Source organism: Oceanobacillus sp. FSL K6-0127 (assembly GCF_037983385.1).
Taxonomy (GTDB): Bacteria; Bacillota; Bacilli; order Bacillales; family Amphibacillaceae; genus Oceanobacillus; species Oceanobacillus profundus.
The window spans coordinates 719,061-745,492 of sequence record NZ_CP150287.1; the positions used below are offsets into that span (position 1 = coordinate 719,061).

General features: G+C 37.8%; 23 protein-coding genes. 22 read left to right on the plus strand and 1 reads right to left on the minus strand.

Annotated elements, in window-relative coordinates; all coding sequences use genetic code 11:
* Positions 1–16 precede the first annotated feature (16 nt).
* From MHH64_RS03510 to uxaC, 14 genes are all read left to right on the plus strand, one after another.
* Positions 17–787, plus strand: a complete 771-nt coding sequence (locus tag MHH64_RS03510; protein WP_340002678.1) for an SDR family oxidoreductase — start codon at positions 17–19, stop codon at positions 785–787.
* Between the two features lie 67 nt (positions 788–854).
* Entirely contained in the window at positions 855–2,333 is a 1,479-nt protein-coding gene (locus MHH64_RS03515; protein ID WP_340002679.1) for a gluconokinase, read from the plus strand.
* A gap of 66 nt (positions 2,334–2,399) precedes the next feature.
* On the plus strand, positions 2,400–3,146 hold the full coding sequence (larB, locus tag MHH64_RS03520) for a nickel pincer cofactor biosynthesis protein LarB (RefSeq protein WP_095313449.1): 747 nt from the start codon (positions 2,400–2,402) through the stop codon (positions 3,144–3,146).
* Between the two features lie 21 nt (positions 3,147–3,167).
* On the plus strand, positions 3,168–3,644 hold the full coding sequence (gene larC / locus MHH64_RS03525) for a nickel insertion protein (RefSeq protein ID WP_095313446.1): 477 nt from the start codon (positions 3,168–3,170) through the stop codon (positions 3,642–3,644).
* Positions 3,645–3,984: 340 nt separating this feature from the next.
* The gene (locus tag MHH64_RS03530; RefSeq protein ID WP_251660940.1) at positions 3,985–5,004 is read left to right on the plus strand and encodes a zinc-binding alcohol dehydrogenase family protein; all 1,020 of its coding nucleotides are present in this window, start codon (positions 3,985–3,987) and stop codon (positions 5,002–5,004) included.
* Positions 5,005–5,529: 525 nt separating this feature from the next.
* Positions 5,530–6,876, plus strand: a complete 1,347-nt coding sequence (locus MHH64_RS03535) for a gluconate:H+ symporter (RefSeq protein WP_340002680.1) — start codon at positions 5,530–5,532, stop codon at positions 6,874–6,876.
* Between the two features lie 292 nt (positions 6,877–7,168).
* Positions 7,169–7,981, plus strand: a complete 813-nt coding sequence (locus MHH64_RS03540; RefSeq protein ID WP_251660939.1) for an AraC family transcriptional regulator — start codon at positions 7,169–7,171, stop codon at positions 7,979–7,981.
* 199 nt (positions 7,982–8,180) lie between these two features.
* The gene (locus MHH64_RS03545) at positions 8,181–9,344 is read left to right on the plus strand and encodes a Gfo/Idh/MocA family oxidoreductase (protein WP_095313435.1); all 1,164 of its coding nucleotides are present in this window, start codon (positions 8,181–8,183) and stop codon (positions 9,342–9,344) included.
* A 9-nt stretch (positions 9,345–9,353) separates the two neighbouring features.
* The gene (locus MHH64_RS03550; RefSeq protein WP_340002681.1) at positions 9,354–10,538 is read left to right on the plus strand and encodes a dihydrodipicolinate synthase family protein; all 1,185 of its coding nucleotides are present in this window, start codon (positions 9,354–9,356) and stop codon (positions 10,536–10,538) included.
* 20 nt (positions 10,539–10,558) lie between these two features.
* The gene (locus MHH64_RS03555; RefSeq protein WP_340002682.1) at positions 10,559–11,383 is read left to right on the plus strand and encodes a sugar phosphate isomerase/epimerase family protein; all 825 of its coding nucleotides are present in this window, start codon (positions 10,559–10,561) and stop codon (positions 11,381–11,383) included.
* Positions 11,384–11,564: 181 nt separating this feature from the next.
* Positions 11,565–12,581 (plus strand): TRAP transporter substrate-binding protein, encoded by a 1,017-nt coding sequence (locus MHH64_RS03560; RefSeq protein WP_095313429.1) that lies wholly within the window; start codon positions 11,565–11,567, stop codon positions 12,579–12,581.
* 55 nt (positions 12,582–12,636) lie between these two features.
* Positions 12,637–13,158: a TRAP transporter small permease gene (locus tag MHH64_RS03565; RefSeq protein WP_251660937.1), complete on the plus strand. Its 522-nt coding sequence runs from the start codon at positions 12,637–12,639 to the stop codon at positions 13,156–13,158.
* Complete coding sequence (locus MHH64_RS03570; protein WP_340002683.1) at positions 13,155–14,411, plus strand: TRAP transporter large permease; 1,257 nt, start codon at positions 13,155–13,157, stop codon at positions 14,409–14,411. Before MHH64_RS03565 ends, MHH64_RS03570 begins: the two co-directional genes overlap by 4 nt.
* A 298-nt stretch (positions 14,412–14,709) precedes the next feature.
* Positions 14,710–16,110: a glucuronate isomerase gene (gene uxaC / locus MHH64_RS03575; RefSeq protein ID WP_340002684.1), complete on the plus strand. Its 1,401-nt coding sequence runs from the start codon at positions 14,710–14,712 to the stop codon at positions 16,108–16,110.
* Between the two features lie 182 nt (positions 16,111–16,292).
* Here the strand turns inward: uxaC and MHH64_RS03580 are convergent, their stop codons facing one another.
* Entirely contained in the window at positions 16,293–16,541 is a 249-nt protein-coding gene (locus tag MHH64_RS03580; protein WP_340002685.1) for a hypothetical protein, read from the minus strand.
* A 229-nt stretch (positions 16,542–16,770) separates the two neighbouring features.
* Here MHH64_RS03580 and MHH64_RS03585 point away from each other — a divergent pair, with 229 nt between their 5' ends.
* From MHH64_RS03585 to MHH64_RS03620, 8 genes are all read left to right on the plus strand, one after another.
* Positions 16,771–18,135 carry a hypothetical protein gene (locus tag MHH64_RS03585; RefSeq protein ID WP_251660934.1) on the plus strand — a complete coding sequence of 455 codons (1,365 nt, stop codon included), beginning with the start codon at positions 16,771–16,773 and terminating at the stop codon, positions 18,133–18,135.
* A 275-nt stretch (positions 18,136–18,410) separates the two neighbouring features.
* Positions 18,411–18,638, plus strand: a complete 228-nt coding sequence (locus MHH64_RS03590; RefSeq protein ID WP_303449518.1) for a TRAP transporter large permease subunit — start codon at positions 18,411–18,413, stop codon at positions 18,636–18,638.
* 265 nt (positions 18,639–18,903) lie between these two features.
* Positions 18,904–19,764: an AraC family transcriptional regulator gene (locus tag MHH64_RS03595; protein ID WP_303449516.1), complete on the plus strand. Its 861-nt coding sequence runs from the start codon at positions 18,904–18,906 to the stop codon at positions 19,762–19,764.
* Entirely contained in the window at positions 19,764–20,924 is a 1,161-nt protein-coding gene (locus MHH64_RS03600; RefSeq protein ID WP_187393175.1) for a Gfo/Idh/MocA family oxidoreductase, read from the plus strand. Before MHH64_RS03595 ends, MHH64_RS03600 begins: the two co-directional genes overlap by 1 nt.
* A gap of 85 nt (positions 20,925–21,009) precedes the next feature.
* Positions 21,010–22,020, plus strand: a complete 1,011-nt coding sequence (locus MHH64_RS03605; RefSeq protein WP_340002686.1) for a Gfo/Idh/MocA family oxidoreductase — start codon at positions 21,010–21,012, stop codon at positions 22,018–22,020.
* Positions 22,017–22,877: a sugar phosphate isomerase/epimerase gene (locus MHH64_RS03610; protein ID WP_340002687.1), complete on the plus strand. Its 861-nt coding sequence runs from the start codon at positions 22,017–22,019 to the stop codon at positions 22,875–22,877. Before MHH64_RS03605 ends, MHH64_RS03610 begins: the two co-directional genes overlap by 4 nt.
* Positions 22,878–22,943: 66 nt before the next feature.
* Positions 22,944–24,020: a Gfo/Idh/MocA family oxidoreductase gene (locus MHH64_RS03615; RefSeq protein ID WP_340002689.1), complete on the plus strand. Its 1,077-nt coding sequence runs from the start codon at positions 22,944–22,946 to the stop codon at positions 24,018–24,020.
* 566 nt (positions 24,021–24,586) lie between these two features.
* Entirely contained in the window at positions 24,587–26,065 is a 1,479-nt protein-coding gene (locus MHH64_RS03620; RefSeq protein ID WP_340002690.1) for an MFS transporter, read from the plus strand.
* Positions 26,066–26,432: the final 367 nt, after the last annotated feature.

The following is a 26,432-nucleotide window of genomic DNA, read 5'->3' on the forward strand; positions in this document are numbered from 1 at the left end:
GTAGGGGGAATTTAGAGTGAGTAATCTATTTGATTTAACAGGGAAAATTGCAGTTGCGATCGGTGGAAATAGTACATTAGGCGCTTCTATGGCAAAAGGGCTTGCTGCGCACAGGGCAACGGTAGCAATTGTTGGTCGTAATTTAGAAAAAGCTGAAGCAGTTGTAAAAGATATTGAAGCAGACGGTGGATCGGCAAAAGCTTTTCAAGCAGATGTAAGTGATTTGGAATCCGTAGAGAAAGCTGCAAAAGATATTGAAGCATGGTCTGGTGGCTGGGACATCGTTTTAAACGCTCCTGGTAAAAATAGCTCTACGCCGTTTCTTGAGCTTGAAACAGATGAGTGGGATGACATTATGGATGTAAACTTACGTGGCCTTGTATTCGCTACGCAGATTTTTGCAAAGCGTATGATTGAGCAAGAGCGCAAAGGGAGCATTATCAATATTTCATCTGTATCATCAACAACACCATTGTCTCGTGTGTTTACGTATTCAGCATCTAAAGCTGGTGTTAACAGTGTAACACAATATTTGGCGAAGGAATTTGCACCTTATAGTATTCGGGTAAATGCGATTATTCCAGGTTTCTTCCCAGCAGAACAAAATCGTAAAATTCTTGATGAATCACGTATTAATTCGATCATGAATCATACACCAATGGAGCGATTCGGTGAACCGGAAGAACTGCAAGGTGCAGCAATTTACCTTGCATCCGATAAAGCATCTGGCTTTGTAACGGGATCTTTACTTCGCGTTGACGGTGGTTACGGGAGCATGACAATATAAAGAGATAGAGGCTCCTTGTGAATTAGGAGCCTTTGGTTAATATAGGTCTGTAAAGGGTGAGATTACTTTGAAAAGGAAATTAGTTATTGGACTGGACATAGGGACGACAAGCGCAAAAGCTGTCGTCTTTGATATGAAAGGGAAGTTAATTGCAGAAGCAGAAGAAATGATTGAAACATATTATCCACAGGCAGATTGGGTAGAACAGAACCCCATAGAAGTAGAGGCTGCTTGTTTAGTAGCGATGAAACAGGTTGTGAATAAAGCGAATGCTAATCAGGATGAATTTCTCGCCACGGGAATTTCCTGTGCCATGCACTCGCTCATTTGCATGGGCGAGCAGTTCGAGCCACTATCCAACATGCTGATTTGGTCAGATGGCAGAAGCAGCAAACAAGCAGAAGCGCTTATGCAGTCAGAGCAAGGGAAAGAAATCTATGCTCGCACTGGAACACCGATTCATCCAATGACACCATTGATGAAGCTGATATGGATGCGCGAGAACAATTATGAAGCTTATGAAAAGGCAGCCCATTTTATGACAATGAAGGAGTATTTATTGCAAAAATGGTTTGGCAAACGCGCTATTGATTATGCGATGGCATCTTCTACTGGTTTAATGAATGTAAAGGAGTTAGATTGGGATAGCACTGCACTTGCTGCAGCAGGTGTTGAAAGGGAACAGCTTTCTGCGATCGTGGCGCCAACAGAGACCTTCACAACAATTGATACTCAAATTGCAGCGGAAATCGGAATTGCTCATGACCATCCATTTGTGATTGGAGCGGCTGATGGCCAATTAGCGAATCTTGGAAGCGGTGCTACTGCGCCAGGGGAAGTTAATATTTCAGTTGGGACGAGTGGAGCAATAAGACAGTTTGTTCAAGGTTCCCCAGTTAATGAGGTAATGGAAACATTTACGTATGCCTTTTCAGAAGAGCGTTCGATTATTGGCGGACCAACGAATAATGGCGGAATTGCCCTGCAATGGTTCAAAGACATCATTGAATTTAATGGTACGCATGATGAATTGCTTGCGGGTGCAAAGGACGTAGAACCAGGAGCAGATGGGATTATTTTTCTCCCTTATGTAAATGGAGAGCGTGCGCCACTTTGGAATCAAAAGGCAAAAGGGAATTTCTTCGGACTTTGCATTGGGCATAAAAAAGAACATATGACGCGTGCTGTATTAGAAGGAATCGCATTCAATATTTACCAAATCAGCCAATCATTAGAGAAGATGGCAGGAGAATCGAAAAAAATCAGTGTTAACGGTGGACTTTCCAAATCCGAGCTTTGGGTACAAATTCTTGCCGATATTTTCGGCAGTGACATCCATATATCTGATACACATCATAACGCCGCATGGGGGGCAGCTTGGACAGCTTTGGTAGCTATTGGTGAAGCAGAAAGCTTTGACGATATTAAGGAGAATATGCCTGCTGAGAAAGTAATCCATGCAAACAATGATAATCATGAAATTTACTTAAAAATCTTTGAAAAGTATGAGAGAATGGTTAGTGACTTAATGGTGTATTTTACTTAAAGAGGTTATTTAATAAAGGTGTTCAATATGTCCTATCAGTAAATAGGAGTTGCAAGGTGAGGAAACGTGATGGATGAAATTTTAAAACAACTGCAAGATGGAAAAATCAGTATTGAACAAGCAAAGGGACAATTGGCTCCATACGAGAACCTAGGCTTTGCTAAGGTTGATCATCATCGCCCGAAAAGGCAAGGATTTCCAGAAGTAATTTATGGTGAAGGAAAGACTGTGGAGCAAATTCAAGCAATTATCCATGCAATAAAAACGAAGGGTAATAATGTACTTGTTACGAGAGTTGCAAAAGAAAAGGCGAGTGCTATTTTAGAAGAGCATCCAGAATTGCACTATGATGAAACTGCAGCGTTAATTTATTGGAAACGTGAAGTATCACCAGCCAATCGAGATCAAGGATACATTGCTGTTGTCTGTGCTGGAACATCAGACTTAAAGGTGGCAGAAGAAGCAGCAATAACAGCTGAGGTTATGGGTAGCAATGTCAGACGTATTTATGATGTCGGAGTTGCAGGACTCCATCGCTTACTAGATAATTTAGAAGCGATTCAACGAGCAACTGTAACCATTGTAGTGGCAGGGATGGAGGGTGCACTTCCAAGTGTTGTCGGAGGACTTGTCGCTAATCCATTAATTGCTGTTCCAACGAGTGTGGGATATGGAACCAATTTCCAAGGGCTCTCTGCACTGCTTTCCATGTTAAACAGTTGCTCATCTGGTGTAAGTGTTGTCAATATTGATAATGGCTTTGGTGGAGCGTATAATGCAGTGTTAATTGATCGTTTAGCGAATAAAGTGTAATGGTAAAGAAGGTGTATTGATCTGAATTCTTATCGACCTCCAAATGAAGAGCATATTGATAATCACATGATTAAAATGGAAGTTAATTTAGATGATATTTCTGGTGAGTGGCTAGGGTATGTGATGGACATGCTTTTTAATGCTGGTGCAAATGATGTGTTTTACACACCTATTTACATGAAAAAAAATCGGCCAGGCGTGTTACTACAGCTGCTTTGCCGCGAAGAAGCCATTGAAGAGATGAAGGAAATATTACTGCGGGAAACAACCACACTTGGTATTCGTTATTACCCATTAACCGTCCATCGAATGGAACGGGTCTTTACGAAAGTAGATACGAAATGGGGACCTGTAACGGTGAAACAGGGAGTTCGGAATGGAGAAGTATTTCAAAGTTCTCCAGAATACGAAGAATGTAGAAAGATTGCAGAAACTCACGATATTCCATTGAAGCGTGTTTATGAGGAAGTTTGGAGTCAACTGAAAAAAGGGGATTAATCATTATATCTCTGAAGCACGTTGTGTCAGTTTAGCTTTTGATAAATCGTTTAAAAAGACCTTAAAGATGCCGCATCAGCCCATCTTTAAGGTCTTTTTTCTGTAAATAGATGCTGAAGGTATACGATAATTCTAAGATTAATCTTTAGATAAGCGAGCAATAATTATTGTTTATTTCCAAAAAAGGAATCTTATAAAACACTTGTTATTCTAAACGCTTACAACTATAATAGGTAATGTTGTAAATTTGTTGAGTATACAAATTAAAAATTCATGCTAATGTGATAATATATAATTTTTTGATTGTTGCATTTAAATAAGTGATTTCAGAGGTGAAATAATGAAAGCGATTAGAATACCTGAAGCGCATATTATTGAGGTTTTGGATATTCCAGTACCAGAGCTTGAAAAGGAAAACGAAGTGAAAGTAAAAATTAAGCGAGTAGGAATTTGTGGCTCGGACATGCATATTTACCACGGTACAAATCCACTTGCAACGTACCCAAGAATTGTTGGACATGAAGTGACAGGGGAAATAGTCGAAGTTGGTTCTGGGGTTTCTAAAGTATCGATTGGAGATCATGTTGTTATTGAACCAATTACCTACTGTGGGGAATGCTATGCATGTAAAAACGGTAGACCAAATGTCTGTAAAGAAGTTTCTGTATTTGGTGTCCATGAAGATGGTGGAATGAGAGAATTTGTAGTTCTAGAAGACAAACAAGTTCATAAAGTAGATTCCGAGATTGAATGGGATGAAGCTGTAATGGCTGAGCCTTATACAATTGGTGCCCAAGCTACATGGAGAGGAAACGTAGGGGAAGGTCAAACTGTATTTATTCAAGGAGCAGGACCTATTGGAATAACGGTTCTAAAATTGGCCAAGCTTCGTGGGGCAACCGTTATTATTTCAGATTTTACAAACGAACGCTTAGTGTTTGCGAAAGAAAATGGAGCAGATTATACGATTAACCCATCTGAGGTTGATGTAAGCGGTCAAATAAATGAAATTACAAATGGTGAAGGTGCCAATGTTGTCATTGATGCAGTAGGTGTGCCGCAAACATTCGAATTAGCTGTTGAAGTAGCATCTCCTGCAGGTAATGTTGTTACGTTAGGTTTCAATGCAACTCCTTCATCAATTGCAATGATGCACATCACGAAAAAGGAACTGACAATCACTGGTTCAAGGCTACAAACAAATCAGTTTGGGAAAGTGGTAGAGCTGATTAATTCTAAGAAGTTAACGCATAATGGTCTTGTGACACATCGTTTCCATGTGGATCAAGTAAAAGAGGCATTTGAATTTGTTGAGAAAAACCCAGACAAAGTGAGAAAAGCAGTTATTGAGTTTGAATGACTAGATAAATAAGAACAAAAGCGCAAGCGCCCGGTTAGCGACGTACGGACTGCGCCCCGAACTTTGGGGTGGTTCGACCTGTCGAACATTCCTACGTAGGAGATTCACTCCAAAGTATAAGATGAACTATGACTTTCGCCGTTATGGGCGAAAAGTCAAGTTCATCTAAAAGGAAACATGCCCCTTTAGGGGTATGCCGATGTTAGGCGTAGCCTGGTTTTAGTCGGCCATCCTTTTACCTGGAGTCGATGTTGACTTTCACCGCCAGGGTATAAGTGCGACTAAGCCTCTGGCGCAGCCAATCGGCAAGTCTTCTTTATCGTGTCATGAGGTGAGGGAAGTCTCGCTAGTCGTTGGGCGCTTCGTGGACTTGGCTGCTCCGGCATCTAAGTTATACACAGCATTCAAATTTTATAGTTTCCAAGGCTATAACAAAGGATTTAGATGTTTGCTAAATCCTCATACAGCCTTGAATGAAAACGGTTCATTACACATCTAAGTAAAGACATAAGGGGAGAGAAAGTTATGCCATTACTAATTGTTGCATTAGGTATTGTTGTATTACTCATTTTAATTATGAAGTTTAATTTGAATACATTTATTTCATTAGTTGTTGTGTCCTTCTTAATTGCATTGGCACTAGGTATGCCAGTTGATCAAATCGTTAAAACGATTGAAGCTGGAATGGGAGGTACACTGGGTGGTATTGCATTAGTATTCGGTCTCGGAGCAATCCTTGGAAAATTGATTGCAGATGCAGGCGGTGCCCAGCGTATCGCAATGACATTAATTGATAAATTTGGAGAAAAACGAATTCAATGGGCTGTTGTAGCAGCTGGATTTATTCTTGGTATTGCACTGTTTTTCGAAGTAGGCCTAGTATTATTAATTCCAATTGTTTATCAGATATCCAAACAAATTAATAAATCATTCCTTTGGTTAGGATTGCCAATGACGACGGCTTTATCTGTTACACATGCGTTCCTGCCGCCGCATCCAGGCCCGACGGTCATTGCCCAAGAATATGGTGCAAACGTAGGGATGGTATTGGTTTATGGATTTATCATTGCTATCCCGACGGTTATTATTGCGGGTCCGCTATTTACAAAAATCGCAAGAAAATACGCACCATCAGCATTTGAGAAAACGCCTACAGGCAGTATGGCTTCAATTGGTGATGCCAAACACTTTAAATTAGAAGATACACCAAGCTTTGGAATTAGTGCTTTCACAGCATTATTCCCTGTTATTCTGATGGCAATTTCAACCATTGTTTCGTTATTAAGGGAGCCAGAAACAGATAATGCTTTCTTTGATTTTGTTGCAATGGTAGGTGCGCCTACTACAGTTATGCTGATCTCTGTTTTGCTTGCTGTGTACACAATGGGTGTAGCAAGAAAGATTCCAATGAAAGACTTAATGAAGTCTGCCGAGAGCTCAATTGCAGCTATTGGTATGATGCTATTAATCCTTGGTGCTGGAGGCTCATTAAAGCAAGTATTAATTGATGGTGGTGTTGGCGATTATGTCGCACAGATCTTTGAAGGAAGTACAATTTCACCATTAATTCTAGCTTGGCTGATTGCTGCTTTAATTAGACTTGCACAAGGTTCTGCAACTGTTGCCGCATTAACAACCGCTGGTCTTGTTCTGCCGATGATGGTAGGCACAGATGTTAATGTAGAGTTAATGGTACTTGCAACTGGTGCAGGTAGTATTATTGCCTCTCACGTAAACGATACTGGATTCTGGATTGTAAAAGAATCCTTTGGTTTAACAATGAAAGAAACATTTGCAACGTGGACGGTGCTCGAGACACTGATTTCTGTTTGTGGTTTAGTGTTTGTACTGGCGCTGAGTTTGTTTGTATAAGAAGTTTTGGAAAGGCTTTGGGTTTATATCCCAAAGCCTTTTTTGTATTCGAAACAAATTGTTTTTAAAGGGATTTAATATCGAGTTTTTGTACCAGCGAAGGTTAGAGAGCTGAAATTAAATTAGTATTATGGAAGGTATATTTCACCACTATTATCAAAATGAAACATTTAAAAATTGTTTGGAGATGAAGTTAGGGGTAATATGTTACATATTGATACTGTGATTGTTCATGTATGTGGAAACAATTGATTCTTTGGAATGAAGTAATAGACGGGCTGGGGGTGTTATGTTGGGAAATCAAAATATATTGAAAAACAGTATTAGGATTAGAGAAAATAAACATAAAGATAGAAATTTAGTTCAGAAACACTATCACCAGATACATCAAATTCTATACGTATTGGAAAATAGCGGAGAGATTATATTGAATGAGCAAGTTCATTCATTTACACAAGACAGTTTAGCATTTATTACTCCGTATTCTCCTCATTCCATTACTTCTGATACAAAAATGACGGTGCTTGTTCTTGAGTTTGAAATGGACGAGTTTGGAAACGACATGAAAATGCTGCTTCATCAACATTGTTTTGATGAAACAAGGTTAATCAACATGAATCTATTCACGTCAGGAAATGTTAGGCAGCTATTAAGAAGAATGCTTTACGAGCAATCACAGGGGAAAGTGATTAATCAAATGTCTATGAAGATTTGTTTATCTGAGTTATTACTTATTCTTCTTAGAAACAGAAAAGAACCAAGTATAACGAATGCAAATACTTTTCGCGCGGAGCGCTTGCGTAAATATATGGATACACATTATTTTGAAGTTACAAATGCTACAGAGTTATCTCAGAAAATCGGAATCAGTACCCGCCATGTCAATACTATTTTTAAAGAACAATATAACACTACTCCAATGAAATATTTGAATGAAGTACGTATGGAAGTGGCTAAAAAGTTACTGGTGGAGACAGATAATGATATTCCTTCCATTTGCTTTGAAATAGGTTTTGAATCACTTGCTACTTTCTATAGGAGATTTAAAGAATTCACTGAAGTCTCGCCAAAAAAATTTCGCTTAGAAAATAAGTACTCCGGTTAAAAGGGATTTTTTGAGAAACTATCAACCGAATAAATTGAATTTATGTAAGCACGTTTATCATATGAACTGATTTAATCGCATTTCATAACGTGCTTATTTTTTATTTCCGAAAATGAGAATTAAATTCTTTGAATAATAAGACTTATCATAAAAATGATTGTATGATAGCGCTAAGAAATAAATATTCAGGAGGATAAATATGACTGTACATCAAATTGGGATAATTATGAACGGAGTAACAGGACGTATGGGTACAAATCAGCATTTAATTCGCTCAATTGTTGCGATACGTGAACAAGGGGGAATTGAGTTATCTAGTGGTGATAAGATTATGCCTGATCCGATTTTAGTTGGAAGACGTGCAAATCGTTTAGAAGAATTAGCAAAAATCCATCAATTATCACGTTGGACAACAAATTTCGATGAGGCATTATCTGATGATTATAATCAGATCTATTTTGATGCACAAACAACGGTAAGAAGGTCTGAAGCAATCCGCAAAGCAATTGCAGCAGGAAAACATATTTATTGTGAGAAACCAACTGCAACAAATTTTGAGGATGCGATTGAACTTGCTCAATTAGCAAGTGAAGCTGGAGTAAAAAATGGGGTTGTTCAAGATAAATTATATCTTCCAGGACTATTAAAATTAAAACGCCTAATTGATTCGGGATTCTTTGGGAAAATTCTTAGTGTTCGGATGGATTTTGGTTATTGGGTTTTTGAAGGGGACTGGCAAGAAGGTCAACGCCCATCTTGGAATTATCGAAAAGAAGATGGTGGTGGAATGATTGTCGATATGTATCCACATTGGAGTTATGTCATACAAGATCTTTTCGGGAAAATTGATTCCGTTTCCTGTCTTGGAGCTACTCATATTCCGGAACGCGTTGATGAAGGCGGTAACATATATACTGCAACAGCAGATGATGCAGCGTATGGGATGTTTGAACTGGAAAATGGTGTGATTGTTCAAGCGAATTCTTCCTGGGCAGTCCGTGTAAATCGTGACGATTTGTTTACGGTACAAGTGGATGGTATCGAAGGGAGCGCTGTGGCAGGTTTAAGAGATTGTAAAGTCCAGCATCGTGTTAACTCGCCAAAGCCAGTCTGGAATCCAGACATTCCAAATCCATTTGATTTCCAATCGCACTGGCAAGAGGTACCAGACAACAAAGTATTTGATAATGCCTTTAAAATTCAGTGGGAAATGTTTTTAAAACATGTTGTTGCAGATGAAACCTATACATTGGATTTATATAAAGGAGCAGAAGGGATTCAGCTTGCAGAAGCTGCACTGCAATCATGGAATGAACGTCGATGGGTTGCAGTACCGGGGGTTAAAAATAAGGTGAATGTGTAGGAGGTAGTGTTGGTGAATTCTATAAAATTGCCGAACAAAAACGGAGAGTTATATACGTATACACCACAAGATCCTGTTTCTGTTCATATACCAGAGGTCCCATTTAAAAGCCGTATTGTTTATTCGGCAGCGCATGTGGTTGCCAATCCGCTTGCAGATACAGACCCAATTCAAAACAGTAAAATTGATTGGGAAACAACTCTAAAATACCGCCACTATTTATGGTCTTTAGGTTTAGGCGTAGCCGAAGCAATGGATACTGCCCAACGCGGGATGGGGTTGTACTGGGAACATGCAAAAGAGTTAATAAGACAATCTGTAAAGGAAGCGAATTCTGTAAACGGATGGATCGCTTGTGGAGCTGGAACAGATCATTTGCTTCCACATCCAAGTTTAAAGCTAGAAGAAGTCGAAAGAGCCTACGCGGAGCAATGTGAATTTGTTGAGAAACAAGGTGGTCGTATTATCATGATGGCAAGCCGCGCCTTAGCTGCGTGTGCGAAGACTCCAGAAGATTATGAGCGCGTCTACCGAAATGTATTGAATGAGGTTTCCGAACCAGTCATCTTACATTGGCTTGGTGATATGTTTGATCCAGCATTAAAAGGTTATTGGGGTCATGAGGATGTCGATCAAGCGATGGATGTTTGTCTACAAGTGATTAAAGAGAACGAGAGTAAGATTGATGGAATTAAAATATCCCTACTGGATGATAAAAAGGAAATATTGATGAGGCGTCTCCTTCCTGATAGCGTCAAAATGTATACAGGGGATGACTTTAACTATCCTGACCTGATTAAAGGCGATGAACAAGGTTATTCTCACGCCCTACTAGGAATCTTTGATGCAATTGCGCCTGCAGCAGCAAATGCAATGCACGCACTGGATGCGAATAATATCGAACAGTATGATGCAATTTTAGAAAAAACCGTTCCATTATCGCGCCATATTTTCCAAAAACCGACGTATGCCTATAAAACTGGTGTTGTGTTTATGGCATATTTGAATGGCCATCAATCCCATTTTCGTATGATTGGTGGAGCAGAAGGGCAACGTTCCATCATTCATTTGTCTGACTTATTCGTGATGGCTGATGATGCAGGATTATTAAAGGATCCAGAGCTAGCTGCGGAAAGAATGAAAATTGTCCTGGCTCAAGCGGGTATCATGCAACCATCCAAGCAATTTATGTAACATAGTAGGAGGCGTAAGTAATGACAGAAGACACATCCTTGTTAAAATACCTTAGTTTGAATCAAATTACAACGGAACAGTGGAACCTAAAGGAAGCAGCTATCGGCTGTGCACAAGCTGAAGTTCCATGGATATCAATATGGCGCCACAAATTAGAAGCACTCGGGATTGCAGAAAGTAAACGAATCATAAAGGGTACAGGTCTGAAGGTTTCAAGTCTATGCCGTGGTGGGATGTTTCCAGCAGCGACAGAGGAACAACGTCGGAAAAACCTAGATGATAATAAACGAGCAGTGGAAGAAGCTGCTGAACTTGGTACGGATGTGCTTGTACTGGTCTGTGGACCAGCACCTGATCGTAATATCGATTTATCTCGTCAGTGGGTAGAAGAAGGAATTGAACAACTTGTTCCATTTGCTGAATCCTGTGGTGTGAGACTGGGAATCGAGCCACTTCATCCGATGTATGCAGCTGATCGTTCCGTAATCGTGACACTTGGTCAAGCAAATAAAATAGCACAAGAATATTCACCCGATCAAGTTGGGGTTGTTGTCGATGTCTTTCATGTATGGTGGGACCCAGAACTATATAAACAGATTGCTCGTGCAAAGGAAAGGATTCTCGGTTTTCATGTATCGGATTGGAATGTGCCAATTACGGATACTTTTAAGGCCCGCCGAATGATGGGGGATGGGGTAATAGAAATTCGTCGTATAAGAAAAGCAGTTGAAGAAGCGGGCTATCATGGACCAATTGAGGTTGAAATCATGAATCAAGAACTATGGGATATGCCTGGGGAGGACGTACTTAAGCTTATGAAGAACAGTTTTGTAAAACATGTGTAAGGAAGGATGGAGAATAGTTTGATTCGCTATTCTCTTTCCTGCGTCCTTAAAGAATAATAGTGTTGACGTCGTATTAAAGGGCCTATTCATTTAAAAGTAAAGTAGTAGATTTGGTTTATTCGAAATGAATAAGACATTCCATTATTTGTAAGCGTTAACATTAGGACTGAGGAGGAGTTATATGAATGGTAAGAGAAAAGACATTATCGCTGGGGGTGCATTTTTAATATTGTTATTGATTGCTGTTGGTTTTGGTCATGATAATAAAGCTTTAAGTGAAGGTCATGGGAATTATACGATTAAGTTTGCACATGTTGTGACTCCCTCTGTAGCAAAAGGGAAAGCCGCAGAAAAATTTGCGGAAATGATTGAGGAAAGAACGGATGGTCAAATCAAAGTTGAAGTATATCCGGATTCACAACTAGGTAGTGATAGAGAAATAATCGAACATATACAAACAGGGACAGTACAAATGAATGCACCATTTACTGGTGTGCTGCCAACTTTTGTAAAAGAGTTTGAGATATTTGATTTACCTTTCTTATTTGAAAGTAGGGAAGAAGCTTATCAAGCTACTAATGGAGAATTAGGTGAAATATTAGGTGAAAAGCTAAAGTTGCAAGGTTTGCATTTACTTAATTTTTGGGATGGTGGTTTTAAACATCTTACAAATTCTGTACGGCCAATCGAAACACCGAAAGATATAAGCGGTTTAAAGATGAGAATATCACAAAGTCCTCTCCTAATAGCGCAATTCCAAGAAGTTAATGCTGGCGGTGTTTCTATAGATTTTTCCGAGTTATATACTGCCCTACAAACAAAAACGGTTGATGGACAAGAGAATCCGCTATCAAATGTTGTAAGTAAAAAGTTTTACGAGGTGCAAGATTACCTTACGTTAAGTGGACATGGATATATGGCATATCCTCTAGTAATTAGTAGCGATTTTTATAATAAACTCCCAGAAGATCTGCAAGTCGCTATAGATGAAGTCGCTCAAGAAGTTACCGATTGGCAATGGGAAGAAGCTTTAAAAGACGAGGAAGAGTACATGAAAGTGTTAAATGAGTCCAATATTCAAATAAATGAACTATCTTCAGAACAAAAGAAAGCATTCAGAGAGGCGATGTCTGGAGCCTATGATCAATTTAGTGAGATGGAAGGAAGTAACATATTGCTGAATATAATTGATAATTAATGATTTCACAACCTCAGCATGGTACTTTATTTTGTTTATAGAAGGTGGGATTTCTTTGGATAGAGTAAATAAAATTTTAAACCATATGGAAGAGTATTTTGCGGTGATTTCTCTTCTTATAGCTTCTTTACTTGTATTTATTCAAGTTGTTTTAAGATATGCTTTTAATAATTCTTTAGTGTGGTCTGAGGAAATTGCAAGGTATTTAATTATTTGGTTAGTTCTTATCGGTAGCAGTATTGCTGTGAGAGAGAAAGCACATGCAACTGTTGATGCAGTTGTAGCATTTTTACCACCATTACCAAAAAGGATTTTTTCCATTATTGCTAATCTAATGGGGATAGCCTTTTGTTTTATTCTTGTAAGATCTGGTACGATAACAGTTTCAAATGTAGTTGAATTCGGCAATGTTACTCCAGCCGTTGGAATTCCAATGGCAATCCCTTACTTATCACTTCCAATAGGCGGAGCCCTTATGCTTTACAGATTTATACAATTACTATTTGAGGATGTCGCAAGCCTAAATCAAATCAGAAAAGTGAAATCCTCGTCAGTAGAGGAGCGTGCAGAAAAATGATCATACTAATTTTTGCTATCTTGTTAATAATTGGCGCTCCTATAGCAATAGCAATTGGTTTATCTAGCTTTATTGCAATGATTCAAGAGGGAATGTCAATAGATGTATTTGCTAGAAATATCTTTTCGGGAATAGATTCTTTTACTTTAATGGCGATTCCATTTTTTATTTTTGCAGGAGATTTAATGTTAGTGGGCGGAACATCAAGGAGATTGGTTGACCTTGCAAAAAAACTAGTTGGATGGGTCACTGGAGGTTTGCCAATTGCTGGGGTTATATCTTCGATGTTCTTTGCATCGCTTTCTGGTTCAAGTCCAGCTACAGTTGCAGCAATTGGTGGTGTAATGATTCCCTCGTTGGGAGAATCAGGATATTCTCGTAAATTTGCCATCGGGTTAATGACTGCTGCGGGAACTCTAGGTATAATCATTCCGCCAAGTATAACTTTACTGGTATATGGTTCTTCTGCTGAAGTATCCATTAGTGATTTATTTATTGCAGGAATAATACCTGGTATATTTATTGGATTTGTTTTAGTTATTGTAAGTTTCATAATTGCAAAGAGAGAAGGTCATAAGCCAGAAGGTAAAGCTAGCTTACAAGAGTTATGGAGCTCTTTTAAATCAGCGATATGGGGTATCTTACTACCTGTAATTGTTTTAGGTGGTATCTATGTAGGTGTTTTTACACCTACGGAAGCAGCAGCCGTTGCGATTGTATATAGTTTGATAATTGGTTTCTTTGTCTATAAAGAAATGGACGTCAAAAAATTATTTGAAAGTACTAGAAAGTCTGTAGTCATTTCTTCAATGATTATGCTTGTAATTGCAGCGTCTAATGTATTTAGTTGGTACTTAACCTATGAGCAAATCCCTACAAAACTCGCATCTATTTTTCTTGAATATGCAAATACTCAAGTGATTTTTATACTAATGGTCATAATAATTCTGCTAATTGTAGGGATGTTTATGGACACAAGTGCAGCGGTTCTAATCTTTGTTCCTCTATTTCTACCGTTGGTTTACGAACTAGGAATAGATCCCATACATTTTGGTATCATTATGATCGTTACATTATCAATAGGAATGATTACCCCTCCGTTTGGATTAAACCTATTTGTGGCACAAGGGATAACTGGAGAGTCGCTTACACAGGTCATAAAAGGAGCGTTCCCATTTATCATTGTTTTAATTCTAACGGCAGTTGTAATTGCATTTATTCCACAGATATCATTACTTTTAGTTAATCTGTGAATCATTTTTAAATTAGTATAAATAACCGACCCCTCTTTGCAATGAATATTGCTCAACAAATGAGAAATATTCATTGTGAAGAGGGCTTTTGATTGCGCAGAAGCAAATCGAAACAAATTGGATATAGTGTCCATAGAAAATCAAGGTTTTATTTTACTTTACACTTGAAAAATAAAGCGGTTACATATAGTATTATAATATAGTCATGTTTGTTTGTTTATCAAACAAATTATAAAACGGAAACAGATCGAAGGTTCATGTTTTAACTAATATATAAAGAATGAGAGGTTGATTGAAAATGAAAACGTTTATAACAGATGATTTTTTACTTTATAATGAGACAGCACGTGAGCTCTTCCATAATACTGCAAAGCATTTACCAATTATTGACTATCATAATCACTTGAACCAGCATGAAATTCTGCAGGATAAAAACTATTCGAATTTAGCTCAAGTGTGGTTAGGCGGTGACCATTATAAATGGCGTGGTATGCGTGCTAATGGGATTGCTGAAGATTATATTACTGGAAATAAAAGTGACTATGAGAAATTTCTTGCATGGTCAAAAACAGTGCCTAACACATTAGGGAATCCTTTATACCACTGGACACATTTAGAACTGCTACGCTACTTTGACATTGATGTGCTGCTTAATGAAGATTCTGCGCCAGCAATATGGGAAGAAGCGAATGCCAAGCTTCAGGCGCCAGAGCTATCAACTAGATCTTTATTAAGGAACAAAAATGTTGAATTTGTAGGAACAACAGATGATCCAACAGACGATTTAGAAGCACATAAAGCACTTGCTAAAGAGGATTTCTCTGTAACTGTATCACCATCATTCCGTCCAGATAAGGGCTTAACTATTGAAAATGATGACTTTTTACCTTGGGTGGAAAAGCTAGAAAAAGCTGCAAATATGTCGATTGATAACTATGGTGCCTTTTTGGATGCGCTTGCGAATCGTGTCGATTACTTTGACGAGCAAGGCTGCCGTAGTTCAGATCATGGAATTAATGTGCTTTTTTATGAAAAGGCGACGAGGGATGATGTTGCATCCATTTTTGCAAAACGTTTAAAGGGTGAAACGTTGTCTGCGAAGGAAGTCGAGCAGTTTAAAACATACACACTAGTTGTTCTTGGCGAATTATATGCAGATAAGGGATGGGTCATGCAGCTGCATATCAATCCATTACGTAATAACAGCACAAGAATGTTTAAGCATGTAGGGCCCGATAGTGGGTTTGATTCAATCGGTGACAACCTTCTTGCTGATAAATTATCTAATTTGCTGGATGCAATGGATATTCAGAATAAGCTTCCAAAGACAGTATTATATAGCTTAAATTCACGTGATAATAATATTCTTGCTGCAATGGCAGGGAATTTCCAAACGGATGAGGTTCCTGGAAAGGTTCAATTTGGAACAGCATGGTGGTTTAATGACACAATCGATGGAATGGAAGATCAGATGAAGACATTAGCCAATATGGGATTGATTAGTAACTTTATCGGGATGTTGACAGACTCAAGAAGTTTTCTTTCCTTCCCTAGACATGAATATTTCCGCAGGATTTTATGTAACCTGTTAGGAACGTGGGTAGAAGAAGGAAAGGCTCCCAAAGATATGGTGTTGCTTGAAACGTATGTTAGAAATATTTGCTATGAGAATGCGAAACGATTTTTTAGGGTTGGATAGTCTATCTCTTAAGTATATATAAATTTATTAGAAGAAAAGTTTAAAAATTATCCTTTACGATTGAAGTAGCTATCTGTACTTCTATTGTAAAGGATTTTTTGTTATTTAATGGAATAAACAAAACTCGAATGGCATAAAGCACACTCGAGCTTAAATTGAACGTTAACGGTTTCCTTTATTCTCTATTTCCAGATTTCCAGCAATTCAGCAGCACAGGCATAAAGCTTTTCATACCCCTCTTTAGAGATAAAATCTTTATCGTAGTGCTGATGCAATTTTTTATTAAACTTTTTAACGTGCTGAACAACCTTTTTGGCATTTCCTTGATTTTCGAATTTTACTACCGGGTTTAATTGTGCCTGGAGGGAACGAGCAGCCCCATGATTCGCAAATTCTCCAGCTTCTGCTAGACGGTTAATTTCTTCGATCAATAGTGAAGCGCTTACATACGATAGACCAAATCCTAAAGCGTAGTCATCACCAACCTATAAAATAGAATTAATTGAGTATCTTCAATTCTAATTGATTGTATTTTTAATGAATAATCTTGAAATTGCTTGCGCTTACATATATGATAGATTTGTTTGATGTATAAACAAATAAATTGTTACTCAATTGAATTGACAATTGCTCAGAGGTGAGTAACGAAGGGAGGACATAATGAAACACCATCCAGTCTTTAGCTATTTATATATCTTCTATTCCAGTGTATTTATCATACATATCGTTAATGTGTTTATCGAAAGTGATTCCCTTAATTACATCATCGGAATATTCGCTTTAATGATGGTAGCAATATCATTCATCGGTGCATCTAATCTATTTAGAATACTTGGAGCGGCATTTATTTTAGTTGGGGGTATTGCTTTTTTAACATCAAATCACTCACTGCTAGAGATTCCTAGCTTGCTTACATCGAACATGTCACTTCTAACTCTCTTAGCAATGCTGCCATGGATGAACAGTGTTGTAAGAAGTGGCCGGTTTGATCGAAGTTTGAACAATCTACTAAACGTAAATGTTTCGGATTTGGGTAAGCTCTATCCACGTGGATCAATTACAACCCTCACCTTAGCAGCTTTCTTAAATTTATCAGCCGCAAATATTTCGCAAGATGTGTTAAAAGATAACTTACGCTCCTTGAATAAAAAGGTAAGAAATTCATTTGTTGGCACCGCGACACTTAGAGGTTATACATTAGCACTATTATGGAGTCCGCTAGAGATCTTATTAGCTGTATCGATTTTCACCACGGGTGCTGATTATGTTTCGTTATTGCCTTGGCTTCTGTTGATTGCAGGTATTACATTTCTACTTGATTCATTTTGGGGACGTTATCATTATAAGAAGTATTCCTATGATAATCCTGCGTCAGAAACGATAAGTATGAAAGAGATAGCAAAAAAAATTATTCATTTAATGTTTGCTCTTGTTGTATTTCTAACGCTTGTGATTACGTTAGGAAATCTATTTAATATAGATTTTATTTTTACAGTGACAATTATTATTTTTCCTTTTGCGTTTATATGGGCTCAACTTATGAAAAGAGGACGCAGTTTTTGGATAATTGGTTGGAATACATGGAAGCAGAAGACAAATGCAATGCAAAATTTTGTTGTTTTATTTATTACCTTGGCGTTCTTTGCGAATAGTATTAGTGGCACATCGTTTTTAGAGTTTATTCAGCAGCCGGTTTTAGCTATTATCGATTATCCATTTCTTATTTTTATTGTAATTCAGCTCATTTTTATTTTTATGAGTATGTTTGGGGTACATCCAATTGCGACGATTGGAATATTAAGTGGAGTGATTGCTACTTTGCTTGAAACAATGAATCCTACCAGTCTTGCGATTGTTTTAACAACAAGCGCAGTTTCTACATTAACGGTCGGCTCTTATGGACTTGTTGTTCAGTTAACCTCGATGAACATTGGACAGAATCCGTACCGAATTACATTAAATAATATGCCATATGCGCTTATGTTTGGCGGGATAGGGTCAATAGTTGCATACCTGCTTTTGTAGTAAATGAAGCAGATAGTACAGGATAAATGTACTATCTGCTTTCTACTACCTAATAATCATAAAACTTAAACGGGAAACTGAAATATCACATTATTTTGTGTATAAAAAACCTTGAAAATAAAAACGCTTCATTTATAATGAGATTAACATTTAGTTTGTTTGGCTAACAAATAATATTTAGGTGGGAATTAAATGAAAAAGAAAGCGTTGACATTAATCTCGGTTTTGTTGTTTGTAGCTATGTATTAGCGGCATGTGGAGGAGCGAGCGCTGGAATGGATCCCGTTCATTTTGGAGTTGTATTAATTTTAGCCTTAGGTATTGGACTAGTTACACCACCAGTTGGTTCGGTGCTTTTCGTTGGTTCTGCTATTGGTCGAATATCGATAGAGAAGTCAGCAAAGGCCATGTTACCTTTCTATGGTGTTATGATTCTCGTGTTATTATTAGTTGCGTATATACCAGAGTTTTCGTTGTTCTTGCCAAATTTATTTGGACAATAAGAAGTCTAGCTTAGACACCACAAATCATCGTTTACACGGATGGTTTGTGGTGTTTTTTGGTAAGTCTTTTTCAATCTTTAAGTTCTGACATGAAAAATAGATATTATTGGCTACTTACAGACCCTTTTTGTTACGCTATTATCTAAGATAATTTTTAAAAAAGCACTCTCAGTCAATTTTTGATAAATAACAGACAGTTTAGGCTAATGCTATTATTATATCATTCATATAAAATTAAATTAGACCTCTGAAAGGAGTGGTCTGTTTGAACCAATCAATGATAGCGTTTTATCGAATGCGAGGTACGAATGAGCCATTTGACTACCACGCCCACGAAGAATATGAAATCTACTTCTTTCACGCTGGTACATGCCGTTATTTGATTCATAACCAAATATATGACTTGGAACCGGGGGATATTCTAATCATGGATGGGATGACATTGCATAAACCACATGTCCATCCAAATAGTGAGTATATTCGTAGTGCTGTTCATTTTTCACCAAAATGGGTGAAGTCTGTACTTGAGGAATTAGGAGCGATGTATTTATTAGAAGCATTTCAACGGCTGCACCACTGCTTAATTCGAACGAAGGAAAATGAAGAATCAAAGGCATTAGAGAAGCTTATTCAACAGCTCTCTGAATTGAGCCAGGTAACGAATCGCCAGGAGCTTCATCTAGAAACGGAGCTGAAAGTACTCTTACTCCAAGTGCTAATCAGTGTATATAATTTAGGCCAAAAGGATTCCAAGAAGCTAATCGACAAAAAGTCGGAAAAAGCGGAGCATGTTGAAAACATTTTGAAATATATTCAAGCGCATTATATGGAAAAATTAACAGTTGGATCGATTGCTGAGGCATTGAATTTAAGTAAGTCCTATGTTTCTCATTTATTCAGAGAAATGACGGGGTTTACAGTAATGGAGTATGTGATGGCATCCCGATTGACACAGGTGAAGTATTTACTGGAGATGGAACCAAAAAAGAGTATAAAGGAAATTGCGATTGAAAGTGGTTTTGAAAGCGCTTCGCATTTTAGTCGTTATTTTCGTGAACATGTAGGCATGACAGCGGGCGAATTTCGTCGCAAACGTCTAAAAATATATAGTGAGGAGAATGGATAATGGAAAAAGTAAGATTAGGTATTATTGGCTTAGGTGCACAAGGTGGGGCTTATGCAGGGTTTATTACTGAAGGAAGAGTACCGAATATGGTAGTTGGGGCAATTTGTGACATAGATCCTGATAAAAAAGCGTTGGCACAAGAGAAGTATCCAGATGTTCCTTTTTACGATAATTACATTGATATGTTGGAGAGTGGAGATGTAGACGCAGTTGTTACGTGTGTTCCACATTACCTCCATCCAGAAATGGGGATTGAATCACTAAAAAGAGACGTTCATGCATTGGTTGAAAAGCCAGCAGGTGTTTATACAAAGCAAGTTAAGGAACTAAATGACTTTGCTGCAACAAAGCCAGAGCTTACATTTGGCATCATGTTTAATCAACGAACTAATAAATTGTATCAAAAGGTTAAAGAAGTTATTGATAATGGTGAAATTGGAAATATCCGACGTACGAATTGGATTATTACGACTTGGTGGCGTCCACAAGGATATTATGATCAAAGCGCATGGAGAGCAACATGGGAAGGTGAAGGTGGAGGAGTTCTTGTGAACCAAGCACCACATCAATTGGACTTGCTTCAGTGGATTGCTGGTATGCCAAAGAAAGTTTACTCCAATGTAAAATATGGCTACCAAAGAGATATTGCTGTAGAAGATGAGGTAACAGCATTGCTTGACTATGGAAATGGTGCTACAGGTACATTTATCACATGTACACATGACATTATGGGTACAGACCGTTTTGAAATCCATGGCGATAAAGGGAAAATTGTTGTTGACGATAGTGAAACCGTTACAATTAAACGCTTGAAAACTCCTGAGTCGGAGATGAGTGCAACAATGGATATGCAGGACGTAATGCGAATTTTCATGGGTGCTGGTCCTGGAGAGATTTATGATGAAGAAGTAATAAAGTTTGAAAGTGTATGGGGAGAACAGCATACTTCAGTAATGGAGAACTTCGCAGCCAACATCCTTGAAGGAACACCATTACTTGCTCCTGGTAGCGATGGAATCAATGGTGTTGCACTAGCAAATGCGATTCACTTATCTAGCTGGTTAGGAAAAGAAGTAGAGTTACCAGTTGACGAAGACGAATACTTTGCCGCGTTAACGAAGAAAATCGAAGAAGAAAAGAAGAGCCCTATCCCAAAATAAGGAGATAGGATCGCTTATAGATAGAAAAACAAGGGCCCCGCAGCCCTGTTTTTCTAATAAGCTTTAGTGAAGGGAGTACCAAATAATGCTGAAGGTAGCAGTAATTGGTTTAGGTGATATTTCCAAAATCCATATACCAGCTATAAAGGAGAATTCAAACGTAGCTTTAGTTGCAGTATGTGATACAAATACAAACTTAAAGGAATCGTTCCCAGATGTTCATTTTTATCATGACTATCATGAAATGCTAGAAAAAGAGGAATTAGACTGTGTCCATGTTTGTTTGCCACATCACCTGCACTACCCGGCTACAAAAGCATGTGTCGAAAAAGGGGTGCACGTTCTTTTAGAAAAGCCTCTTGCAAGAAATGCAGAAGAAGGTATGTTTTTAGCTGAATTAGAAGAACAGCATAAGGACGTTAAGATTTGCGTCGCTTTCCAAAATCGTTTGAATGAGTCATTTGAAATGCTTCAAGAACTAATTCGGAGTGGAAAATACGGCAAAGTAACAGGAATAAAAGGGTTAGTAACGTGGTTCAGGCCAAAGGAATATTACGATGTAAAGCCATGGCGAGGAACGTTTAAACTAGCGGGCGGTGGCGTCATGATTAATCAAGCTATCCATACGTTAGATCAAATGCAATTAGTTGGCGGGAAAATCGAAACGATACGAGGTTCGATCGATAACCTAGTTGACTATGGCTATGATGTCGAAGATACTGCGACAGCGAATATTCAATTTGCAAACGGGGCAACAGGACTGTTTTTTGCAACCGTCACAAATGCAACGAACTCATCGGTTGAATTTCAGGTAATTCTAGAAAAAGGAAAGTTAACAATTAAAGATAGTATCCTTACAAAAACAAATGAAGATGGAATAAAAGAAAGCGTAATAGAGGACAGTAAGCTTCCTGGATCGAAATTCTATTACGGTGCAAGCCATTCTAAATTGATAAATCACTTTTATACCTGTATTGAAAATGATACAGACAATTACATTCATGTCAAAGATGCACAGAAGTCCATGGAAATGATTAGTGCAATTCGCAGATCATCTGAAATTAAGAAAACGATAAAAATGGAGGTATACCAATGACAAAAGGCAAAATTGGCGTACAAATGATGATGCTCAAAGGTAAAGTCGAAGAGATCGGTGCATACGAGACAATGAAACGACTGCATGAACTTGGCTTTCGTGCTGTTGAGGTTTCGCAAATTCCGATGACAGTAGAAAATGTGCAGGCGTTAAAACAAGCAAGTGAAGAATTTAATATTGAAATTGCTGCACTTTCTGCTGGATTAGAGCCGATGCTGCCAGGTGCTCCAGGGGAAACATTAAGCAAGGACTTCGAAAAAATCGTGGAGGATTGTAAGACACTTAACTGTAACTATATACGTATTGGGATGCTTCCATTAAATGTAATGGGTGATAAAGATCAAATTCTTGCATTTATTGAACGTGCCGAAGCAATGGCTGAGAGATTAGCAGCGCATGGAATCGAATTATACTATCATACACACCATATTGAATTCCAAAAGTATGATGGCGAATACCTACTTGATATGATGAAAAACAATACATCAAAGCTTGGCTTTGAGCTCGATGTTCACTGGATTCAGCGTGCGGGAGTAAACCCGGTAACATTTATTCAAGAATACAAAGATCGAATTGCCTTATTACATTTGAAGGACTATCGAATTGGAAAGCTAGATGTGAACGAAGATGATTTAAAAGATATGGCTGCGTTTTTCCACAAGTTTACCAATCTCATAGAATTTGCTGAAGTAGGCGAAGGAAATTTGGATATTCCGGCAGTAATTGCAGCTGGTCTGGAAAGCGGAGCAAAATACTTCCTAATTGAACAAGATGATACGTATGGCAGAGATCCATTTGATTGTCTGCAAACATCAGCTGAAAATTTGAGAAAGCTTGGATACGCAGATTGGTTTTAACTGGGGGACTATAAGCTGATTATTACTTACGAGAGATTATATTTGACTTAAAGGAGCTGGTGAGATATGGGAAACGGAGATGGAATGAATTATGCGCCAAAAGGAAAGCCAAATCCTGTCGTTAAAGCAGGGGAGTTTCCAATTGCTGCTGCCGCATTAGACCATGGTCATATTAACGGGATGTGTAACGGTTTAATAGAGGCAGGGGCAACATTAAAATGGGTGTATGATCCAGATCCTGAAAAGGTGCAGAAGTTTGTTGAACAATTTCCTGAAGTAGAGGTGGCATCGTCACTCGAAACTATTTTACATGATGAATCGATTAAATTAGTAGCGGCAGCAGCCATTCCTTCTGAAAGAAGTGCTTTAGGAAACAAGGTTATAAAGGCTGGCAAGGATTATTTTACGGATAAAACGCCATTCACAACGATGGAGCAGCTTGAAGAAACGAAGCGTATCGTGGAGAAAACAGGACAAAAGTATATGGTTTATTTTAGCGAACGTCTTCATGTAGAAAGTGCTGTATTTGCTGGTCAGTTAATTAACGATGGGGCTATCGGCCGCGTTATCCAAGTGACAGGCTTTGGTCCTCATCGTCTAAACGCGGATAGTCGTCCCGATTGGTTCTTTAATAAAGAGCAATATGGAGGAATTTTATGCGATATTGGCAGCCATCAAATTGAACAATTCTTACACTTTACTGGAAATGAAAATGCGCGTATCTTGCATAGTAAAGTTGGAAACTATAACAATCCGAACTATCCTGAGTTAGAGGATTATGGAGATGCTACACTCGTAGGAGACAATGGAGCAACGTTTTACTTCAAGGTCGATTGGTTTACACCAGATGGTCTGTCCACATGGGGAGATGGCCGTACATTTATTACAGGAACAGAGGGTACGATTGAGATTCGTAAATACGTTGATGTAGCAAGAGAAGAAACAGGGGATCATCTTTACCTTGTTAACAAAGATGGCGAGAAGCACTATGCGCTGTCCGGTGAAGTTGGCTTCCCATTCTTTGGTGAGTTGATCAAGGACTGTATTCATCGTACTGAAAATGCAATGACCCAAGATCATGCCTTTAAAGCAGCAGAATTATGCTTAAGAACACAAGAGGAAGCTGTAGTAATTACTAAATAGAGCTGGCCGTCCTGAATATTATAGTTCGGGACGGTTTTTTGCTGTTTAGTGAGCGTAATTCCAAGCGCTTTCGCTTTTACTCAAATTTTGTTGCTCTTTGCGTTAATAGAGACGGGGGTTTTGTAGAAAATATTCCTCTTAAAATACTTGCTTAAATAGCTAAAAAAAATGCTTGTTATTTAAAGCGCTTTCAATTATAATCAAGAAAAGCTTTTAGTTTTAGTTTGTTTGATGAACAAATAATATTGTATCGAAGGAGGGCAGATTTGTTTATTGAATTAACTAATTTTTAAAATAATTATAAATGTTTAAAGTGAAAGAAAGTATTAACAGGTGTACTACAAAGACTTTTGTTTTTTCTCACATAAGATTGGAATCTAATGAAATACCAACAAAGCCCCATAATTTCTGCATTATAAGACGTCTTCATTAGCTGAATATCGTTTAGTTAGTTTGCATGCCAAACAAACAAATAAATTTAAATTAGATTTTCTCTGTAATACCTGTAATTTCATAAAAAAATCGACAATTTGAAAGCGCTTAATTATAGCTGAGGGGGAAATGAAATGGCAGATACAATAGTGGATAATGGAAAAGTTTACAACAGAGCGAAAATATGGCAAATAGGCCTTTTTGCATTAAACAATACGGCGACAAACCTTTATATGTTTATTCTCATGTTTGTTACCTATTATGCTACGGGAATAGCTGGTTTAGCAGTTGTAGCAGTAAGTACAGTTTTAACAGCTATGCGGATTTTCGATGGTATTACAGACCCTATAGTAGGTTTCATTGTTGATAAGTTGGAGTCTAGATTTGGGAAGTTTCGTCCGTTAATGATTTTGGGGAATATTATCTTAGCAACATCTGTTTTGCTAATGTATAATGTGACACATATATTGCCAGAGTCCATGCAATTTATATTCTTCGTGCTGATTTATGCACTCTATGTAATTGGCTATACCTTCCAGACAACAATTACAAAAGCTGCTCAAACCGTATTAACGAATGATCCAAAACAGCGACCGCTCTATGCAGTTTTCGATGGGGTATATAATACAGTTCTGTTTACAGGTGGTCAGGTTTATGTTGCATCTTATTTGGTTGCAAAATATGGCGGCTTTACGATGGGGCTATTCACAGAATTAAATGCACTTGCATTAATTGCTTCTGCCATCTTTACAATTTTAGCAGCTATTGCAATCTCAGGAAAAGATCGTAAAGAATTTTATGGTTTAGCAGAAGACACAACAAATACAAGATTTCGTGATTACTGGAAAATTCTTAAAGGAAACCGACCATTACAATTGTTAAGTATTGCAACAACGTCAGACAAGCTGGCATTCTCCCTATTGAGATATTCTGTAGTTATGGTTATGTTGTTCGGAATATTATTGGGTGACTATGGGATGAGTGGCACGGTTTCCATGATTACAGTTATTCCGGTGTTATTAATAACATTTCTAGCTGTCGGGATCGCTAGAAAATCTGGAATGAGGAAATCCTTTATTCTATCATCCTGGATAACATTCCTTTCTTTTGTTGGTCTTATTGCATTATTCTTATTAATAGACGATCCAACCTCGATGTCACTTTCAAGTATTGGTATAGGGATGATTCTATTCATTGTTTTATATACACTTGCACTTGGATTCGGCGGCGTTCCGTCAGCACTTGTAAATCCGATGATAGCCGATGTTTCTGATTATGAAACATCCAAATCTGGCCGCTATATACCTGGAATGCTAGGAACACTGTTTTCATTTATTGATAAGCTAGTGACTTCTTTAGCACCTGCAATTGTGGGGGGCGCTGTTGCAATGATTGGTTTTAAAAACGAATTTCCAACGATAGATGATCCATTAACAACACCACTGTATACAATGACCATCTTATTAGCATTCGGAATTCCAGCCTTATTATTAGGAATATCTATTACAATGATGAAATTCTATAAACTGGATGATAAGAAAATGGAGGAAATTCAGGCTACAATTGCAGAAATGAAGGATAAGCCTAAAAACATTGAAGACCCAGCAATATAATACACTTTGTTAATATAGATGAATGCTGTTCACTACTTGTGATCAGCATTTTTTGCATGAGCTATTAATAAATTTGAATCATGTGTCGATACATTGTGGGCAATAACTTTTATTCATTAATAGTGGTAAGTAAATAATCCTGGGTAGTTTTTCGCTTCTATAAAATTCAGACGTAACCATTTAGTCACAAAAAACAGAAAAAAGCACTTGATTTTACAAGCGCTTACATGTAAAATAATATTTAGTTAGTTTAGTAGACAAATTAATCAGAAGACAAATATCAATGAAATTAATTTTAAAATTGCATATATTGAAAGCGATTTAGTTATTGGTTTGTTAAATAGAGGCATAGAGTTAATAAATAACC